Source organism: Kitasatospora sp. NEAU-CNBT7 (assembly GCF_057220535.1).
The window spans coordinates 109,832-124,048 of sequence record NZ_JBXQQB010000024.1 but is presented as its reverse complement, the minus strand read 5'-3'; the positions used below and the strand labels follow the sequence as shown (position 1 = coordinate 124,048).

The 14,217-nt window shown below is 74.6% G+C and carries 13 protein-coding genes; 4 read left to right on the top strand and 9 right to left on the bottom strand.

What is annotated here, in order from left to right; all coding sequences use genetic code 11:
* The first annotated feature begins 267 nt into the window (after positions 1 to 267).
* Complete coding sequence (locus AC2TEW_RS27030; protein WP_484625969.1) at positions 268 to 2,715, top strand: DNA gyrase/topoisomerase IV subunit A; 2,448 nt, start codon at positions 268 to 270, stop codon at positions 2,713 to 2,715.
* A gap of 65 nt (positions 2,716 to 2,780) precedes the next feature.
* On the opposite strand, the gene AC2TEW_RS27025 is transcribed toward AC2TEW_RS27030, so the two are convergent.
* The 4 genes from AC2TEW_RS27025 to AC2TEW_RS27010 form a co-directional block, all read right to left on the bottom strand.
* On the bottom strand, positions 2,781 to 3,485 hold the full coding sequence (locus AC2TEW_RS27025; protein ID WP_484625968.1) for a hypothetical protein: 705 nt from the start codon (positions 3,483 to 3,485) through the stop codon (positions 2,781 to 2,783).
* Positions 3,486 to 3,573: 88 nt separating this feature from the next.
* On the bottom strand, positions 3,574 to 4,125 hold the full coding sequence (locus AC2TEW_RS27020) for a hypothetical protein (RefSeq protein ID WP_484625967.1): 552 nt from the start codon (positions 4,123 to 4,125) through the stop codon (positions 3,574 to 3,576).
* Positions 4,126 to 4,137: 12 nt separating this feature from the next.
* Positions 4,138 to 5,571, bottom strand: coding sequence for a putative T7SS-secreted protein (locus AC2TEW_RS27015; protein WP_484625966.1), 1,434 nt, complete (start codon positions 5,569 to 5,571; stop codon positions 4,138 to 4,140).
* Positions 5,568 to 5,864 (bottom strand): DUF6317 family protein, encoded by a 297-nt coding sequence (locus AC2TEW_RS27010; protein ID WP_498041433.1) that lies wholly within the window; start codon positions 5,862 to 5,864, stop codon positions 5,568 to 5,570. The genes AC2TEW_RS27015 and AC2TEW_RS27010 overlap by 4 nt, the downstream gene beginning before the upstream one ends.
* 228 nt (positions 5,865 to 6,092) lie before the next feature.
* Here AC2TEW_RS27010 and AC2TEW_RS27005 point away from each other — a divergent pair, with 228 nt between their 5' ends.
* From AC2TEW_RS27005 to AC2TEW_RS26995, 3 genes are all read left to right on the top strand, one after another.
* On the top strand, positions 6,093 to 6,995 hold the full coding sequence (locus AC2TEW_RS27005) for a ferredoxin family protein (protein WP_484625964.1): 903 nt from the start codon (positions 6,093 to 6,095) through the stop codon (positions 6,993 to 6,995).
* Between the two features lie 273 nt (positions 6,996 to 7,268).
* Entirely contained in the window at positions 7,269 to 7,664 is a 396-nt protein-coding gene (locus tag AC2TEW_RS27000; RefSeq protein ID WP_484625963.1) for a hypothetical protein, read from the top strand.
* A gap of 108 nt (positions 7,665 to 7,772) precedes the next feature.
* The gene (locus tag AC2TEW_RS26995; protein ID WP_484625962.1) at positions 7,773 to 9,044 is read left to right on the top strand and encodes a PA0049 C-terminal domain-containing protein; all 1,272 of its coding nucleotides are present in this window, start codon (positions 7,773 to 7,775) and stop codon (positions 9,042 to 9,044) included.
* 102 nt (positions 9,045 to 9,146) lie between these two features.
* Here the strand turns inward: AC2TEW_RS26995 and AC2TEW_RS26990 are convergent, their stop codons facing one another.
* The 5 genes from AC2TEW_RS26990 to AC2TEW_RS26970 all read right to left on the bottom strand — a co-directional run bounded on the left by AC2TEW_RS26990 (position 9,147) and on the right by AC2TEW_RS26970 (position 14,101).
* Positions 9,147 to 10,727 carry a monocarboxylic acid transporter gene (locus AC2TEW_RS26990; RefSeq protein WP_498041434.1) on the bottom strand — a complete coding sequence of 527 codons (1,581 nt, stop codon included), beginning with the start codon at positions 10,725 to 10,727 and terminating at the stop codon, positions 9,147 to 9,149.
* 80 nt (positions 10,728 to 10,807) lie between these two features.
* Positions 10,808 to 11,191 (bottom strand): DUF485 domain-containing protein, encoded by a 384-nt coding sequence (locus AC2TEW_RS26985; protein ID WP_484625961.1) that lies wholly within the window; start codon positions 11,189 to 11,191, stop codon positions 10,808 to 10,810.
* A gap of 504 nt (positions 11,192 to 11,695) precedes the next feature.
* The gene (locus tag AC2TEW_RS26980; protein WP_484625960.1) at positions 11,696 to 12,460 is read right to left on the bottom strand and encodes a response regulator; all 765 of its coding nucleotides are present in this window, start codon (positions 12,458 to 12,460) and stop codon (positions 11,696 to 11,698) included.
* Positions 12,430 to 13,590 (bottom strand): sensor histidine kinase, encoded by a 1,161-nt coding sequence (locus AC2TEW_RS26975; protein WP_484625959.1) that lies wholly within the window; start codon positions 13,588 to 13,590, stop codon positions 12,430 to 12,432. The genes AC2TEW_RS26980 and AC2TEW_RS26975 overlap by 31 nt, the downstream gene beginning before the upstream one ends.
* Positions 13,591 to 13,621: 31 nt before the next feature.
* Positions 13,622 to 14,101 (bottom strand): DUF1453 domain-containing protein, encoded by a 480-nt coding sequence (locus AC2TEW_RS26970; RefSeq protein WP_484625958.1) that lies wholly within the window; start codon positions 14,099 to 14,101, stop codon positions 13,622 to 13,624.
* Positions 14,102 to 14,217: the final 116 nt, after the last annotated feature.

The window sequence follows — 14,217 nt, the reverse complement described above, 5'->3', positions numbered from 1 at the left end:
GGTGTAACGCGCAGCCGGGCGTGATGTGTCCGCGCGCGGCGCGCGTTCGCCACGGGCGGAAGCCGGCGGGCGCGGGCGGTCCGGGTGCGGCGGTCCCCGGAGCCGCGGCGGGGAGGGGGGTGGCCTGCGGCTCGGGCTGTCAGCCGGAGGGTCCACAATGGGGGGCGCCGTGCCCGGGTACGGTTCGACTCAGTTGTCACAGACTCGGTCCGACAGGATCTGACGCCGCCGACAGACGCCCGACAGACGCAAGGGAGCCCCGCCGCGATGGCCCGCCGCAGTTCGCCCACCCCGCCGCCCGGTGACTTCGAGGAGCGGATCCTCGATGTCGACGTCGTGGACGAGATGCAGGGCTCGTTCCTCGAGTACGCCTACTCGGTGATCTACTCGCGCGCCCTGCCGGACGCGCGGGACGGTCTCAAGCCGGTGCACCGGCGCATCCTGTACCAGGCCAACGAGATGGGCCTGCGCCCCGAGCGCGGCCACGTCAAGTGCGCCCGCCTGGTCGGCGAGGTGATGGGCCGCCTGCACCCGCACGGCGACGCCTCGATCTACGACTCCGTGGTGCGGATGGCGCAGCCGTTCTCGATGCGGCTGCCGCTGATCGACGGCCACGGCAACTTCGGTTCGCTGGGCAACGACGACCCGCCGGCCGCGATGCGGTACACCGAGTCGCGGCTGACCTCGGCGTCGATGGCGATGGTGGAGTCGATCCACGAGGCCACCGTCGACTTCGCACCCAACTACGACGGCAGCGAGCAGGAGCCGTCGGTGCTCCCGGCGGCCTTCCCGAACCTGCTGGTCAACGGCGCGTCCGGGATCGCGGTCGGGATGGCGACCAACATGCCGCCGCACAACCTGGCGGAGGTGGTCGCCGCCGCCCGGCACCTGATCAAGCACCCGGGCGCGGACCTGGAGACGCTGATGCGTTTCATCCCGGGTCCCGACCTGCCGACCGGCGGCCGGATCGTCGGGCTCTCCGGCATCCGCGACGCGTACGAGTCGGGCCGCGGCACCTTCAAGATCCGGGCGACCGCGTCGGTGGAGGCGGTGACGGCCCGCCGCAAGGGCATCGTGGTCACCGAACTGCCGTACACCGTCGGGCCGGAGAAGGTGATCGCGAAGATCAAGGACCTGGTCGGCGCGAAGAAGCTGCAGGGCATCGCGGACGTCAAGGACCTGACCGACCGCCAGCACGGCCTGCGGCTGGTGATCGAGGTCAAGAACGGCTTCGTGCCCGAGGCGCTGCTGGAGCAGCTGTACAAGCTGACGCCGATGGAGGAGACCTTCGGCATCAACAACGTGGCGCTGGTCGACGGCCAGCCGCTGACGCTGGGCCTGAAGGAGCTGCTGGAGGTCTACGTCGACCACCGCTTCGAGGTGGTCCGCCGGCGCAGCGAGTTCCGCCGGGGCAAGCGGCAGGACCGGCTGCACCTGGTCGAGGGCCTGCTGATCGCGCTGGTCGACATCGACGAGGTCATCGCGATCATCCGCTCCAGCGACGACGCCGCGCAGGCGAAGGACCGCCTGATGGCGCGGTTCGGGCTGTCGGAGACCCAGACCGCGTACATCCTGGACACCCCGCTGCGCCGGCTGACCAGGTTCGACCGGGTGGAGCTGGAGACCGAGCAGGCCAAGCTCACCAAGGAGATCCAGGAGCTCACCGAGATCCTGGAGTCGGACACCAAGCTGCGCAACGTGGTCTCCGGCGAGCTGGGCGCGGTGTCGAAGCAGTTCGGCACCGAGCGGCGCACCGTGCTGCTGGAGGCGGGCGCGGTGCCGAGCGCGGCCCTGTCGGTGCCGCTGGAGGTGGCGGACGACCCGTGCCGGGTGCTGCTGTCCTCGACCGGCCTGCTCGCCCGGACCTCGGACGGGGAGCCGTCCGAGGCGGGCGGCGCGCGGGCCAAGCAGGACGCGGTGGCCTCCGCGGTACCGGCCACCGCCCGGGCCGACATCGGCGTGGTGACCACCGCGGGCCGGGTGCTGCGGCTGCCGGTGATCGACCTGCCGGCGCTGCCGCCGGGTACCTCGGCGCTGGCCGGCGGGGCCGCGGTGAGCGAGTTCCTGCGGCTGGAGGCGGACGAGCGGGCGCTGGCGCTGACCACCCTGGACGAGTCCTCGCCCGGTCTGGCGCTGGGCACGGCGCAGGGCGTGGTCAAGCGCGTGGTGCCGGAGTGGCCCGCGAACAAGGACGAGTTCGAGGTGATCGCCCTCAAGGACGGCGACTCGGTGGTCGGCGCGGTGGAGCTGCGCACCGGCGAGGAGGACCTGGTCTTCATCACCTCCGACGCCCAGCTGCTGCGCTACCCGGCGGGGCAGGTCAGGCCGCAGGGCCGGCCGGCCGGCGGGATGGCGGGCATCAAGCTGTCGGACGGCGCCCGGGTGCTGTCGTTCACGGCGGTGGACCCGGCGGCGGACGCGGTGGTGGTCTCGGTGGCGACCGCGTCGGGCACGCTCAGCGGCGGTGAGCAGACCAGCTGGAAGGTCACGCCGTTCGAGCTGTACCCGCGCAAGGGCCGGGCCACCGGCGGCGTGCGCTGCCAGCGCTTCCTGCGCGGCGAGGACGCCCTGGCGTTCGCCTGGGCGGGCGCGGAGCCGGCCCTGGCCTCGGCCGCCAACGGCACGCCGGTGCAGCTGCCCGAGCGGGACCCGCGCCGCGACGGCTCGGGCTCCCCGGTGACGGGCCGGATCGCCGCAATCGGCGGCCGGGTGTAACGGCGGGACACGACGACGGGGGCGCCACACGGGCGCCCCCGTCGTCGTGTCCGGGGCAGGTGCGGTCAGCCGAAGGCTGCTTCGACGCGCTTGGCGGCCTCGGTGCCCGGCTGCGCCGGGAGCCCGGCCGGGCCGGTCTCGTCGAGGCGCCGGACCGACTCCGTGGTCTGCGCGAGCAGTGCCACGTAGTCGGGCAGTTCGGGCAGCGACGAGGTGGTCAGGGCGAGGACCAGCAGGGTGCCGAGGTCGGGCAGCGGGAGGTACGCCTCGACCCGGGCCATGGTCAGCGGCGGCGGGTCACCGGCCGCGTCCTCGGGTGCCTGCGGCTGCCACTCCACCCCGGTGAAGGCGAGGACGGCGGGGCCCGCCTCGGCCTCCACCCGGCGCACGTCGCTGCTCGGGTTGAGCGAGAGCGTCTCCTGCAGCGTGGCGATGATCATCTCCGGGTCGCCGTCGTCGATCGGGTCGGCCCGGACGATCAGCGAGGCGGTGCTGATCCGGTCGTCCTCGGTGGCGAACAGCGCCACCCCGGCGTACAGCGCGCCGTCCTCGGCGGCGGCATCCGCGATGTCCGCGTACAGCGTCCGCACGCCCTGCCGCTGGTCGGTGGTTCCGCCGGACCAGATCTCGCAGGCGAGTTCGTCCAGGTGCTCCCAGCGCTCCTGGTCGGTCAGGTGCATCCCCAGGTCGTGGAAGTGCACGGGGACACGGAAGGTGAATCCCCGGTCGGCGGCGCTCCGGCCGGCCGCCGCGGGCTGCTCGTTGGGCATGGCTGACTCTCTGTCTCGGGGTGCTCCCGGCGCGCCGACGGGCGCCCGGCACCGGCCCTACAGACCGCACCGGGTGCCCGGCCGACGGTCAGGGTTGCCGGTGGAAGGCGTTGCGCTGTTGGACGGTGGGCCCGGCCGGTCCCCAGCCGGGCATGCCCTCGGCCGCGCAGACGGCGAGGATCCGGTCCAGCGAGAGGGTGCCGAAGTCGTCGCGCCCCAGGTACCAGTAGGGCAGTGAGTCGATGCGGCGGAGCCGGCCCTCCCACCTGACGGTCGCGGCGGGGTCCGCGGCGGCCCGCTGCTGGGCGGCTGCCACCACCGCCAGCCGGGTCCGCAGATGGGCTTCCCAGACCACCGGGTCGCGCCGCCACTCCCGGCCGAACCGGGCCGGTCCGAGACGGCGGGCCCAGCCGGTGCCGAACCGGGGCTGCGGGCCGCTGTTGCCCTGGTAGTCGAGGACGAGCAGCACCAGCACCAGGGCGGGCCGCCAGAGGAGATCGATCGGCAGCACGATCCACTGGGCGAAGAACCACAGCACCAGCCGGGTCCTCGGCCTGGGTTCGCCCTGGACGAAGGCGGCGGGGACGGCTGCGCCGAACCGGCCCCGCGCCGGGCCGTGCGGGATGAACTGGTCTGCCATGACGCCACCGTCCTAATCGCCGGAGAACATGGTGCGGACACCGTCCACGACGCCCCAGCCGCCCGCGACCACCTGCGGGCCGCGGGACCACCAGGACAGCGGGTCGAGGGTGCCGTCGGCCCGGATGGCCGCGGACAGGCCGGGCAGCCGGTCCAGCCCGGGGACCCGGGTGACCAGGTCGCTCAGCCGCTTCTCCTTGAACGAGGCGCCCATGTTGTCGGCGACGTGCTTCTCCCAGGCGAGGGCGATCTTGTTGCCCTTCTTGGCGATGATGTCGACGCCGTCCTGGACGACCTCACCGCCGATCCGGGTGACCCGGGGCAGGGTGTGCACCGCGTCGCCGAGCCTCCCGGTGATCCGGGCAGCGGCGTCCGCACCGTCGATGACCTGCACGGCCCGGGTGATCTTCTGGCCGTTCTCGACCACCTCGGCGCCCACCTTGGTCACCACCTTGGTGCTGCCCTTGATCGCGGTACCGGCGAACTTCCCGAACGGGACCACGCCGAGCCCGTCGCCGATCAGGTCCATCGCGCTGACGTCGGCGCCGCCGAGCTTCGCCATCCCGTGCGTGGCCAGCGCACCCGCCGACAGCACTCCCCCGGCCAGCGCGAGGGCGCCGGACAACGGTGGGAACCACAGCGTGCACAGCGCCGCCACGCCCAGCACCGTGGAGGCGATCGACATCCAGTCGCCGATCTTCTTCAGCAGGTCGGCGTGCTTGGTGGCCCACTCCTTGATGGCGTGGCCGGCCCGCTGCAGGGAGTCCTTGAACTTGTCCCACATGCTGGTGCTGGGGGCGTTCTGGTTGGCCTTGCGCAGGGCCTTGGCCACCTTGGCGGCGGCGTCCTGGTGGTCCTCCTTGAGCTCCTTCGCCTGTTTGACGATGGCCTCGAAGGCGTCCTTGGCGTCGTCCAGGGAGCGCTTGGCGTCGTCGAGTTCCTCGCCGGCCGCGTTCAGCTCGCGCTGGGCCGCGTCGATCTGCGCCTGGGCCTCCTTCAGCTGGGCGTCGTCCGCGAAGAACTGTCCGCCCAGCCGGAAGGCGGGGGCGTCGGCGGCCGAGTTGTAGCGGCTGTCGGCCTGGTCCTTGGCGGCCTCGCACCGCTCGCACCGCTGCTTGGCGGCCTGCGCGTCGGCCTCGTAGCGGCGGGCGGTGTCCTGGAAGGAGACCAGTTGGCCGCGCCAGGAGTCGAGTTGGCCCGCGGCGGTGCGGACGGCGTCGTCGCTGTCCTGCAGCAGGCCGGGCAGCTCGGTGACCTTGGCGGCGAAGGCCTGTGCGGCGTCGCCCTGCCAGGAGCCGCCGACCCGGGTCAGCGAGGAGAGCGTGCGGTGCGCGCTCTCCAGCGCGCCGGCCGCCGTGTTCAGCCTGCTCACCAGGGTGTCGACGCTGCCGGGGTTGCCGGGGGCGGGGTCGAAGCCGAGGGCGGGGAAGTCGGCGGCGTCGCTCATCCGGCACCGCCGGCGAAGGCGTCGCGGATGACCTGGTCGGTCTCGACGTAGGCCTTCCTGGTGATGGTCAGGCCCTCCTCGACCTGCTGGGTGGAGTCCGCGATCTTCTTGATGGCGTCGTCCCAGCTGTCGTGGAACTCGTCGCAGGCGTGGTCGAGCGCTCCGCTGCCGGTGGTCTTCGGGCCGGTGTCGCGCATCGCGTTCAGCGCGGTGCGGAGCTCGTCCTGACTTCTGTGAAGATCCGCCAGCAATTTGTCGAGATCTCCCACTTGGACCGAGAAGAACGACCCCAAAACTCCCCCAAGGACTGGTCAAGCAATGACAAGTCCGATCAGCATAGCCAGGTGCCCCGACGGTCGGGGCGGGGCCCGCCCGCACGCCCGCCGGATCGGTTCGCCATCGCACCATCGCACCATCGCGGCGGCACGGCGGGACGGCGGCCGCGCACCCGGTCCGGCCGTGCGGCGCCCGCCGCGGCGGGCGCGGATGCCGGGCCCGCCCCCGCCGGTAGGGTTGGCAGGGTGAGCACCTGCACCACGCTGTCCCGCGAGCTGACCGAGCCACTGGCCGCCACCGCGGCGACCGCCGCCACCTGGCTGCTGGTCGAACAGGCCGGGCCGTGGGGCGCGAAGGCGCTCACCGAGAGCCATCTGGACCCGGACCTGGGGAGCGCCCTGGACCGGGCCGCCGCCGGCACCGGCGTCCGGGTCGCCCTGATCCGCCGCCCGGGCCGGCACGCCGACGCGCCGCCCGCCCCGCGCCACCAGGTGATCGTCGCGCACACCCGGCCGGGCGCCTCCTGGGTCCGCCGGCTGACCGTCGCCGACCCCGCCGAGCTGCTCGGCCTCGACCTCGCCGCACTCGGCGCCGGCGACCACGGCGGCCTGGGCGCCGAGCACCCCGGCGAGCCGATCGCCCTGGTGTGCACCAACGGCCGACGCGACCGCTGCTGCGCCCTGCTCGGCCGCCCGCTGGCCGCCGAACTGGCGGGCGCCGACCTGGGCGAGGTCTGGGAGGTCACCCACCTCGGCGGCCACCGGTTCTCCCCGACCATGCTGGTACTGCCGTTCGGGTACGCGTACGGACGCCTCAGCGGGGCCGCAGCCAAGGAGGTGCTGACCGCGACGGCGGGCGGGCACACGGTGCCGGAGTTCTCCCGCGGGCGGTCCTGCTGGGACCGGCCCGGCCAGGCGGCCGAGCAGGCGGTGCGGGAGCTGACCGGCGAGACCGGGGCCGAGGAGCTGACGCTGGTTCAGCGGGCGGACGGCGACGCCCGCTGGAGCGTCGAGGTGGCGCACCGGGACGGCCGCCGCTGGCGGGTCGCGGTGACCGCGGGGGCCAGCGAGCCGCCCAGGCCGGAGAGTTGCGGCAAGGCGCCCGGCCGGCCGGTACGGATGGACGTGGTCGCGGTCGAGCCCCTCTGACGGACCGGGGCGAAGGGCGGGTGGCGGGCGGTGGTGCCCGGCACCCGCCCTTCGGCATGCCCGGCCCGGACGGGACCCCGCAGCCGGACCCGGGGCCGCGCCGGCCGGCCGGTTGGCCGGGCGGGCGGGCGGGCGACCGGCCGGGCGACACGCCCGACCGAACGTTCCGACGCCTCCACAAACGTGAGACAACCCACAGTGACCGCGCAGTCACGCACATGACATGCTCGGCAGCGAAAGCCAACCGGCTCTGATTCAAAGGAGAACAGTGCCATGATGTCCCGTATCGCAAGTCTGGTGGCGGCAACGGCCGGGATCCTCGCTCTCGCGGCAGGCCCGTCCAGCGCCACGGCCCCGGCGGAGCCCTCCTGTCCGACCCTCGCCAACGTCCCGTGCGCCTGGCACCAGCCGACCGGCTCCGGAATCGTCGGCTCGGCCCGGATCAATGCCGCAGGCAGCCAGCTGACCGCCCTCCGGGTCGAGGTGAAGATCCAGCGCGCCTGGGGCAGCCCGTGGGAGACGGTGGCCTCGGCCACCCGGATCCAGAGCGGCTCGGTCCAGGTGAGCACCCCGGCCGTCACCACCGAGTTCCTCTCCCAGGTCTGCGCCACCGGGGGCCCGGCCGGACGGCCCGAGCTCCAGACGACCACCTGCACCAGCCCGCACTGACGGCGGGCCACCCGCACGGGAGTCCGGCCGGCCCGGGCGCAGGCCCGCCGGCCGGACTCCCCCGCGCCCCCTGCCCACCGGAGAGGTGCAAGTGTAATGTCACACGGCATGAAACCCTCCCGCCAACTCCCGCTGGCCGCCGCGCTGCTCGGCACCGCCGCCCTCCTCGCCGCACCGCCGGCCACCGCCGCCACCGCCACCGCCGCGACAGCCACGCCGGCCGGCTGCCGGACCGCCGCCGTGGCGCCGGACCGCGAACAGAGCAGGCTGCAGGACCCCAGGACCGCCGCCTTCACCGCCCGGGCCGGGCTGGCCACCTTCACCACCCGGTTCCCGGCGGCCCTGTGCAGCGTCCGCAACCCCGCCGAGGCCGGACAGTTGATGGACGCCTGGGGCGAGGCGCTCTGGCAGTCCGCCGTCGACCGCGCCCAGGGTCGCCGCCCGGGCGGCGACCTCGCACCGGGCGACGACCGCCCGCTGTACTGGACACGGCTCACCATGACCACCCAACTCTCCGCCTGGCAACCGGACTTCCCGGTCGACCGGGCGGCCCTGCGGACCCGCTTCGAGGACGCCTCGCGCGGCCTGACCGCCAACGGGTTCACCGGCGCGCCGGGCGTGCGGCGGATGTTCATCAGCGGCTTCGACCCGTTCGGCCTGGACGGCGACGTCCGTACGGCCAACCCCTCGGGCTCCGCCGCGCTACGGCTGAACGGCCGCCAGGTCACCCTCGCGGACGGCAGCCGGGCCGAGATCCGCGCCGTCGTGCTGCCGGTCCGCTACGCCGACTTCGACCAGGGCATCGTGGAGCGCGCGTTCGGCCCCCGGATGACGGCCGGCCCCCGCAGCGCCGACCGGATCACCACCATCAGCCAGGGCTACCCCGGACTGTTCACCCTGGAGGCCTGGGCCGGACGGGCCCGCTCCGCCGACCCGTACCCGGACAACCAGGGGGCGCTCGCCGGCGGCAGCTACGACCACCCGGTGGACGCCCCCGGCCTCGGCCCCGGCCCGGAGTTCATCGCCACCACGCTGCCGACCGACGCGATGACCCGCGCCACCCAGTCGCCCTACCCCGTCCTGCTGAACACCGAGGTCACCGAGATACCGGCGGGCGGCAGCGAGCCGGTGGACCGCGCCGACGGCCCGACGCCGGGCTCCCGGGCGGTGGCCGGCGGAGGCGGCGGCTACCTCTCCAACGAGGTCGCCTACCGCAGCAACCGGCTCAGGCTGGAACTCGCCCCGGCCCTGCCCGGCGGCCATCTGCACACCCCGGTCCTGACCGGCCTGCCGGCCGACCGCGACCGGCTCACCGGCCCCGAGTTCGAACGCAACGAGAACGAGATCACCGCCGAGATCCTCACCATCCTGACCTCGTGAGCCCCTGACCTCGTGAGCTCCTGACCTCGTGAGCTGCTGGCCTCTCGAGCTCCTGAGCCTGCGGGTCCGCGGGTCCGCGCGCCCGCCGGGGCCGGCCCGGCGTCACACCGCGCCGGCCCCGGTCAGCGACCTGACCTCCAGCTCGGCGTACGCCTCCGGGTCCGCCTCCTCCCGCGAGGTGAGCGTCCCGACCCAGCCGGCCAGGAAGCCCAGCGGGATCGAGACCAGCCCGGGGTTCTCCAGCGGGAACCAGTGGAAGTCCACCCCCGGGAGGACCGAGCCCGGAGCACCGGAGACCACCGGGGAGAAGGCCACCAGGACCACCGCCGGCACCAGCCCGCCGTACACCGACCAGACCGCGCCCCGGCTGGTGAAGCGCCGCCAGAACAGGTTGAACAGCAGGGTGGGCAGATTGGCCGAGGCCGCCACGGCGAACGCGAGGCCGACCAGGAAGGCCACGTTCAGCCGCTGGGCGAACAGGCTGAGCACGATCGCGGCGGCGCCGATCACCACCGCGGCCGTCCGCGCCGCCACCAGCTCCTGACGCTCCGTCACCTCCCGCTCGTCGGGGCGCCGCCAGGCCCTGGCGTACAGGTCGTGCGCGAACGCGGCCGAGGAGGCCAGGGTCAGCCCGGCCACCACGGCGAGGATGGTGGCGAACGCGATGGCCGAGATCAGGGCGAACAGCACCACGCCCGCGGTCGAGCCGGCGCCCCCGCCCAGATCCAGCGCGAGCAGCGGGACGGCCGTGTTCCCGGCCGGATTGGCCGCCCGGATGGCGGGTGCGCCGACCAGCGCGCCCGCGCCGAGTCCGAGCACCACCGCCATCAGGTAGAACCCGCCCACCAGGGCGATCACCCAGACCGTCGACCGACGGGCGGCCCGCGCGGTGGGCACCGTGTAGAAGCGGCTCAGGATGTGCGGCAGCCCTGCCGTGCCCAGGACCAGCGCCAGCCCGAGACTGACGAAGTCGATCCGGCTGGTCGGCCCGCCGCCGTACTTCAGTCCCGGTTCGAGGTAGGCCGCCCCCGCGCCGCTGTGGTGCGCCGCGGACCGCATCAGCTCGGCCACGTCACCGTGGAAGCGGGCCAGCACCAGCACCGTCAGCAGCACCGAACCTGCCAACAGCAGGAGCGCCTTGACGATCTGGATCCAGGTGGTGGCGCGCATCCCGCCGACCGTGACGTACACGATCATCAGGGTGCCGACGCCCACGATCGTCCAGGCCTTGGCCGCCCCTGCGCCGGTGCCCAGCAGCAGCGCCACCAGACTGCCGGCCCCCACCATCTGGGCGATCAGGTACAGCAGGCTGACCACCACACTGGCGGCGCCGGTGGCGGCCCTGACCTGCCGGCGCCGCATCCGGACCGCCAGCACGTCGGCCAGGGTGTAGCGGCCGGTGTTGCGGACCAGTTCGGCGACCAGCATCAGCACCAGCAGCCAGGCGACCAGGAAACCGATGCTGTAGAGCACCCCGTCGTAGCCGTAGAGCGCGATCAGACCGGTGACGCCCAGGAAGGAGGCGGCGGAGAGGTAGTCCCCGCAGAGCGCCAGCCCGTTCTGCAGCGGGCCGAAGCCGCGGCCGCCCGCGTAGAAGTCCTCGGCGGCCTGGCCGCGGCGGCCGGCCCAGAGCGTGATCACCAGGGTGACCAGCACGACCACCGCGAACAGCGCCACCGCCAGCCCGTGGTGCCCACCGGGGTCCGCCGTGGCCGCGACCGCCGCCGCCTCGGGCGCCGCGGCGGTCGGGACGAGGGAGCCGCTCACCGCAGCTGGTCCTGGGTGTCCCAGCGCAGCCCGAGGGCGGCGCGGTCCCGCTCGGTGCGGGCGTTGCGGGCGTACAGCCAGGTCAGCAGGAAGGTGGAGGCGAACTGGAGCAGGCCGAGCACCCAGGCCACGTTCACCGGGCCGGCCACCTGGCGGCGCATCAGACCGGGCGCGGCCGCCTGGGCGCAGACGTAGAGCAGGTACCAGCCGAGGAAGAGCCCGGTGGCGGGGAAGGCGAATCCCCGGTAGCCGCGGCGGATCTGCTGGAAGGCCGGGCTCTGCTGGACCGCGCGGTAGACCTGGCCGGGCTCGACGGCTGCGGGGGCCGCAGGGGCCGCGACCGGCGGCGGCACGGCAGCGGGAACGGGCCTCGGCGGCACGGGCTCCGGCTGCACGGGCTTCGGCGGCCCAGGCCTCGGCGGCACGGGCTTCGACCCGGCGGGGTCCGGCGCCGGAGGCGGTACCACCGGCCGTGCTGCGGGGACGGCGGCGGACTGTCCCGTGGCCGACTGTCCCGTGGCCGACGGTCCGGTGGCCGACTGTCCCGTGGCCGGCGTCGCGGGTGCGGCCGGCGTGGGGGGTGCGGCCGGCGCCGCGGCGGACCGGGCGGACGCGAACTTGCCGGGCCCGGACCCGGGCCGGGCGGCCGGGAGGCGTCTCCGCGGTCCCGGGCGCCGCGCGGGCCCGGCGGCCCACCAGTCGAACCTCTCCTGCTGTGCCACTGGTACTCCACGGCCGGGACGCTCCGTGCGGGGCGGGCGTCGGGTTCGCCGCCCGGAGGGGGTGCTTCCGGTCGTGCGCTGACGGCACCAGGATCCGCGCTCCCCGGCCCCGTCGGGCCGGGTTGCAGATACGTTCACCCAATCAGGTGAGGGCCCGTCAGATCACGAACTGCGCCGGATCCCGTGCCGGAAGGCGTAGGCCACCGCCTGCGCGCGGTCCCGTACCGCCGTCTTGGCGAACAGGTTGTTGATGTGCGTCTTCACCGTGGCCTGGCTGACGAAGAGCTCCCCGGCGATCTCCGCGTTGGACAGCCCGTCGGCGATCAGGGCCAGCACCTCGGCCTCCCGGACGGTGAGCCCGTCCGGCAGTGCAGCGGGCGGCTGCGCCTGCGGTTGCGACTGCGGCGCCGGGAGCGGCGACGCCCCCGGACGCCCGGACGGCGCCCGGGGCGCCGATGCCGCGGGCGGCCCGGAGAGACGGTCCAGCAGCCGCCGCTGGACCTGCGGCGAGAGGGCGCCGGCACCGGAGCGGACGTCGGCGACCGCCCGGGCGATCTCCTCGGCCCCGGCGTCCTTGGTGAGGTAGCCGCGGGCACCGGCCTGCAGCGCGGGGAAGAGCGAGTCGTCGTCGGCGTAGGTGGTGAGGACCACCACCTCGGTGGCCGGATGGGCGGCCCGGATCCGGCGGGTGGCCTCGACGCCGTCGCAGCGCGGCATCCGAAGGTCCATCAGGACCACGTCGGGGTCGAGCTCCGCGACCATCCGGACGGCCTCCTCACCGTCCCCCGCCGCCCCGACCACCTCGATGCCGGGCAGCAGTCCCAGCAGCATCACGATGCCCTCGCGCACCACCGTCTGGTCGTCCGCGACCAGCACCCTGATGGGCCGCTCGCCGCTCACGCCGGCACCCTCAGCAGCACCCGCCATCCGCCGTCCACCTCGCCCGCCTGCAGTTCTCCGCCGAGCAGTTCGGCCCGCTCGCGCATCCCCAGCAGACCGTACCCGCTGCCGCTGGCGGCCAGCGGGCCGGCCGGGGCGCCGCGCGGCGGACGGCTGTTGCGCACCTCCAGCTCCACCACGTCGGCCAGGTAGGCGACCCGGATGTCGACCCGCCCGCCCGGGGCGTGCTTGCGGACGTTGGTGATCGCCTCCTGCGCGGTCCGCCGCACCGCCAGCCCGGCCTCGGCGGCCAGCGGCCTGGGCGTGCCCTCGACCGAGAGCGCGGCCTGCTCGCGCCCGGCCAGCTCCGCCAGGAACTCGCCGACCGGGGTCAGTTCGCCGCGCAGGGCCGACAGCGCCTGCCGGGTCTCCGCCAGCCCCTCCTGGGCCATCCGCCGGGCGGCGACCACCCGTTCGCGCACCTGCTCCCGTTCGGCGCCGCGGTCCAGCATCAGCCGGGCCGCCTCCAGGTGGACCAGCTGCGCGGAGAGGCTGTGCGCCAGGACGTCGTGGATCTCCCGCGCGATCCTGGCCCGTTCGGCGAGCGCCGCCGACTCGGCCTCCGCGACCCGGGCGGCCCGCTCCTGCTGGAGCAGCCTGCGCTGGGTGCCCCGGGCCTCCGCGTCCAGCCGCAGCAGCCAGCCGAGCAGACCCAGCCCGCCCGCCGTGGCCAGCCCGGCGAGCAGCGGTTCGTCGCCCAGCGCCGCGTAACTGCCGAGCGCGGCGAGTGCGGTGGGCAGCCCGGCGGCCCGCGGCAACCGGATCAGCGCGGTGATCCCGAGCCCGCACCACAGCACCCCGGCCAGGACGTCCGCGCCGCCCTCCTTCGCCAGCGCGGCGATCGCGAGCAGCGCCGCGGCGGCGAGCAGCGCGCCCCAGATCCGCCGGCCCCGGGCGGCCCGGAAGAACAGCGCGAACAGGACGACGGCCGAGACGATCCAGCCGGCCGCGACCACCGCCGCCCACCCGGTGAACCGGTCGTCGGCGAAGGTGCTGGTGAGCGTCGCCGCGAGCAGGACCAGCCGGCCGACCAGGCCCAGCGCCTGCCGCGGCCGGGTCGGCCGGTCCCCGCCGGGGGCGTCGGCGGCCGGCCAGCCGGTCCAGATCTCGTGGTCCACCTCGGGTCCCTCCGGGACGGTGCTGCGGGGGTCAGGCCGCGACGTCGTACCTGTGCTCGAGCCGCTGCACCCGCCGGTTCACCACCAGGCCGCGCACCAGCAGCAGTCCGGCCAGCGAGAGCAGCAGTGCGCTGCTGCTCTGGTGGACGTGCAGGGCGACGCCCAGCCCGTACCAGCCGATCCTCAGCACAATCATGCCGATCCAGGCGGCGACGGTCGCCCTGGTGCCCTTGGCCCAGACCGAGCCGTCGGCCTCGCGCCACAGCCGGACGGTCCAGCCCCAGACGCATCCCATCGCCAGGACCGTCGCCACGGAGGCGGCCAGCAGGGCGGCCGCGGCCACCCGGTGGGCCGGGTCGACCAGCTGCGGGTCCCGCACCGCGAGCACCGCCAGCACCACCGGGAGCACCCACAGGCGCCGTTCGGTGTCGACCTTGCGCGCACGCACCTGCCTGGTCACCACCAGGGCGATCACCGCGAGGACGACGAGGACGTTGACGAGGCCGCTCATGGCGGATTCTCCGTTCGGACGGGGGTCTGCGCTACGTCCTCGACGCTACGGATCCGCGTCGCCCCGGTCCTCGGAGCACGGGTGGAACACAACGGTGCAGGGGCTCTCCACCCGCG

Bases quoted from the DNA above. Each gene is read 5' to 3' on its own strand.
- AC2TEW_RS27030 (WP_484625969.1), top strand. From the start codon at position 268: ATGGCCCGCCGCAGTTCGCCCACCCCGCCGCCCGGTGACTTCGAGGAG.
- AC2TEW_RS27000 (WP_484625963.1), top strand. From the start codon at position 7,269: ATGATGTCCCGTATCGCAAGTCTGGTGGCGGCAACGGCCGGGATCCTC.
- AC2TEW_RS27020 (WP_484625967.1), bottom strand. From the start codon at position 4,125: ATGGCAGACCAGTTCATCCCGCACGGCCCGGCGCGGGGCCGGTTCGGC.
- AC2TEW_RS27015 (WP_484625966.1), bottom strand. From the start codon at position 5,571: ATGAGCGACGCCGCCGACTTCCCCGCCCTCGGCTTCGACCCCGCCCCC.
- AC2TEW_RS27025 (WP_484625968.1), bottom strand. From the start codon at position 3,485: ATGCCCAACGAGCAGCCCGCGGCGGCCGGCCGGAGCGCCGCCGACCGG.
- AC2TEW_RS26995 (WP_484625962.1), top strand. From the start codon at position 7,773: ATGAAACCCTCCCGCCAACTCCCGCTGGCCGCCGCGCTGCTCGGCACC.
- AC2TEW_RS26970 (WP_484625958.1), bottom strand. From the start codon at position 14,101: ATGAGCGGCCTCGTCAACGTCCTCGTCGTCCTCGCGGTGATCGCCCTG.
- AC2TEW_RS26980 (WP_484625960.1), bottom strand. From the start codon at position 12,460: ATGGCGGGTGCTGCTGAGGGTGCCGGCGTGAGCGGCGAGCGGCCCATC.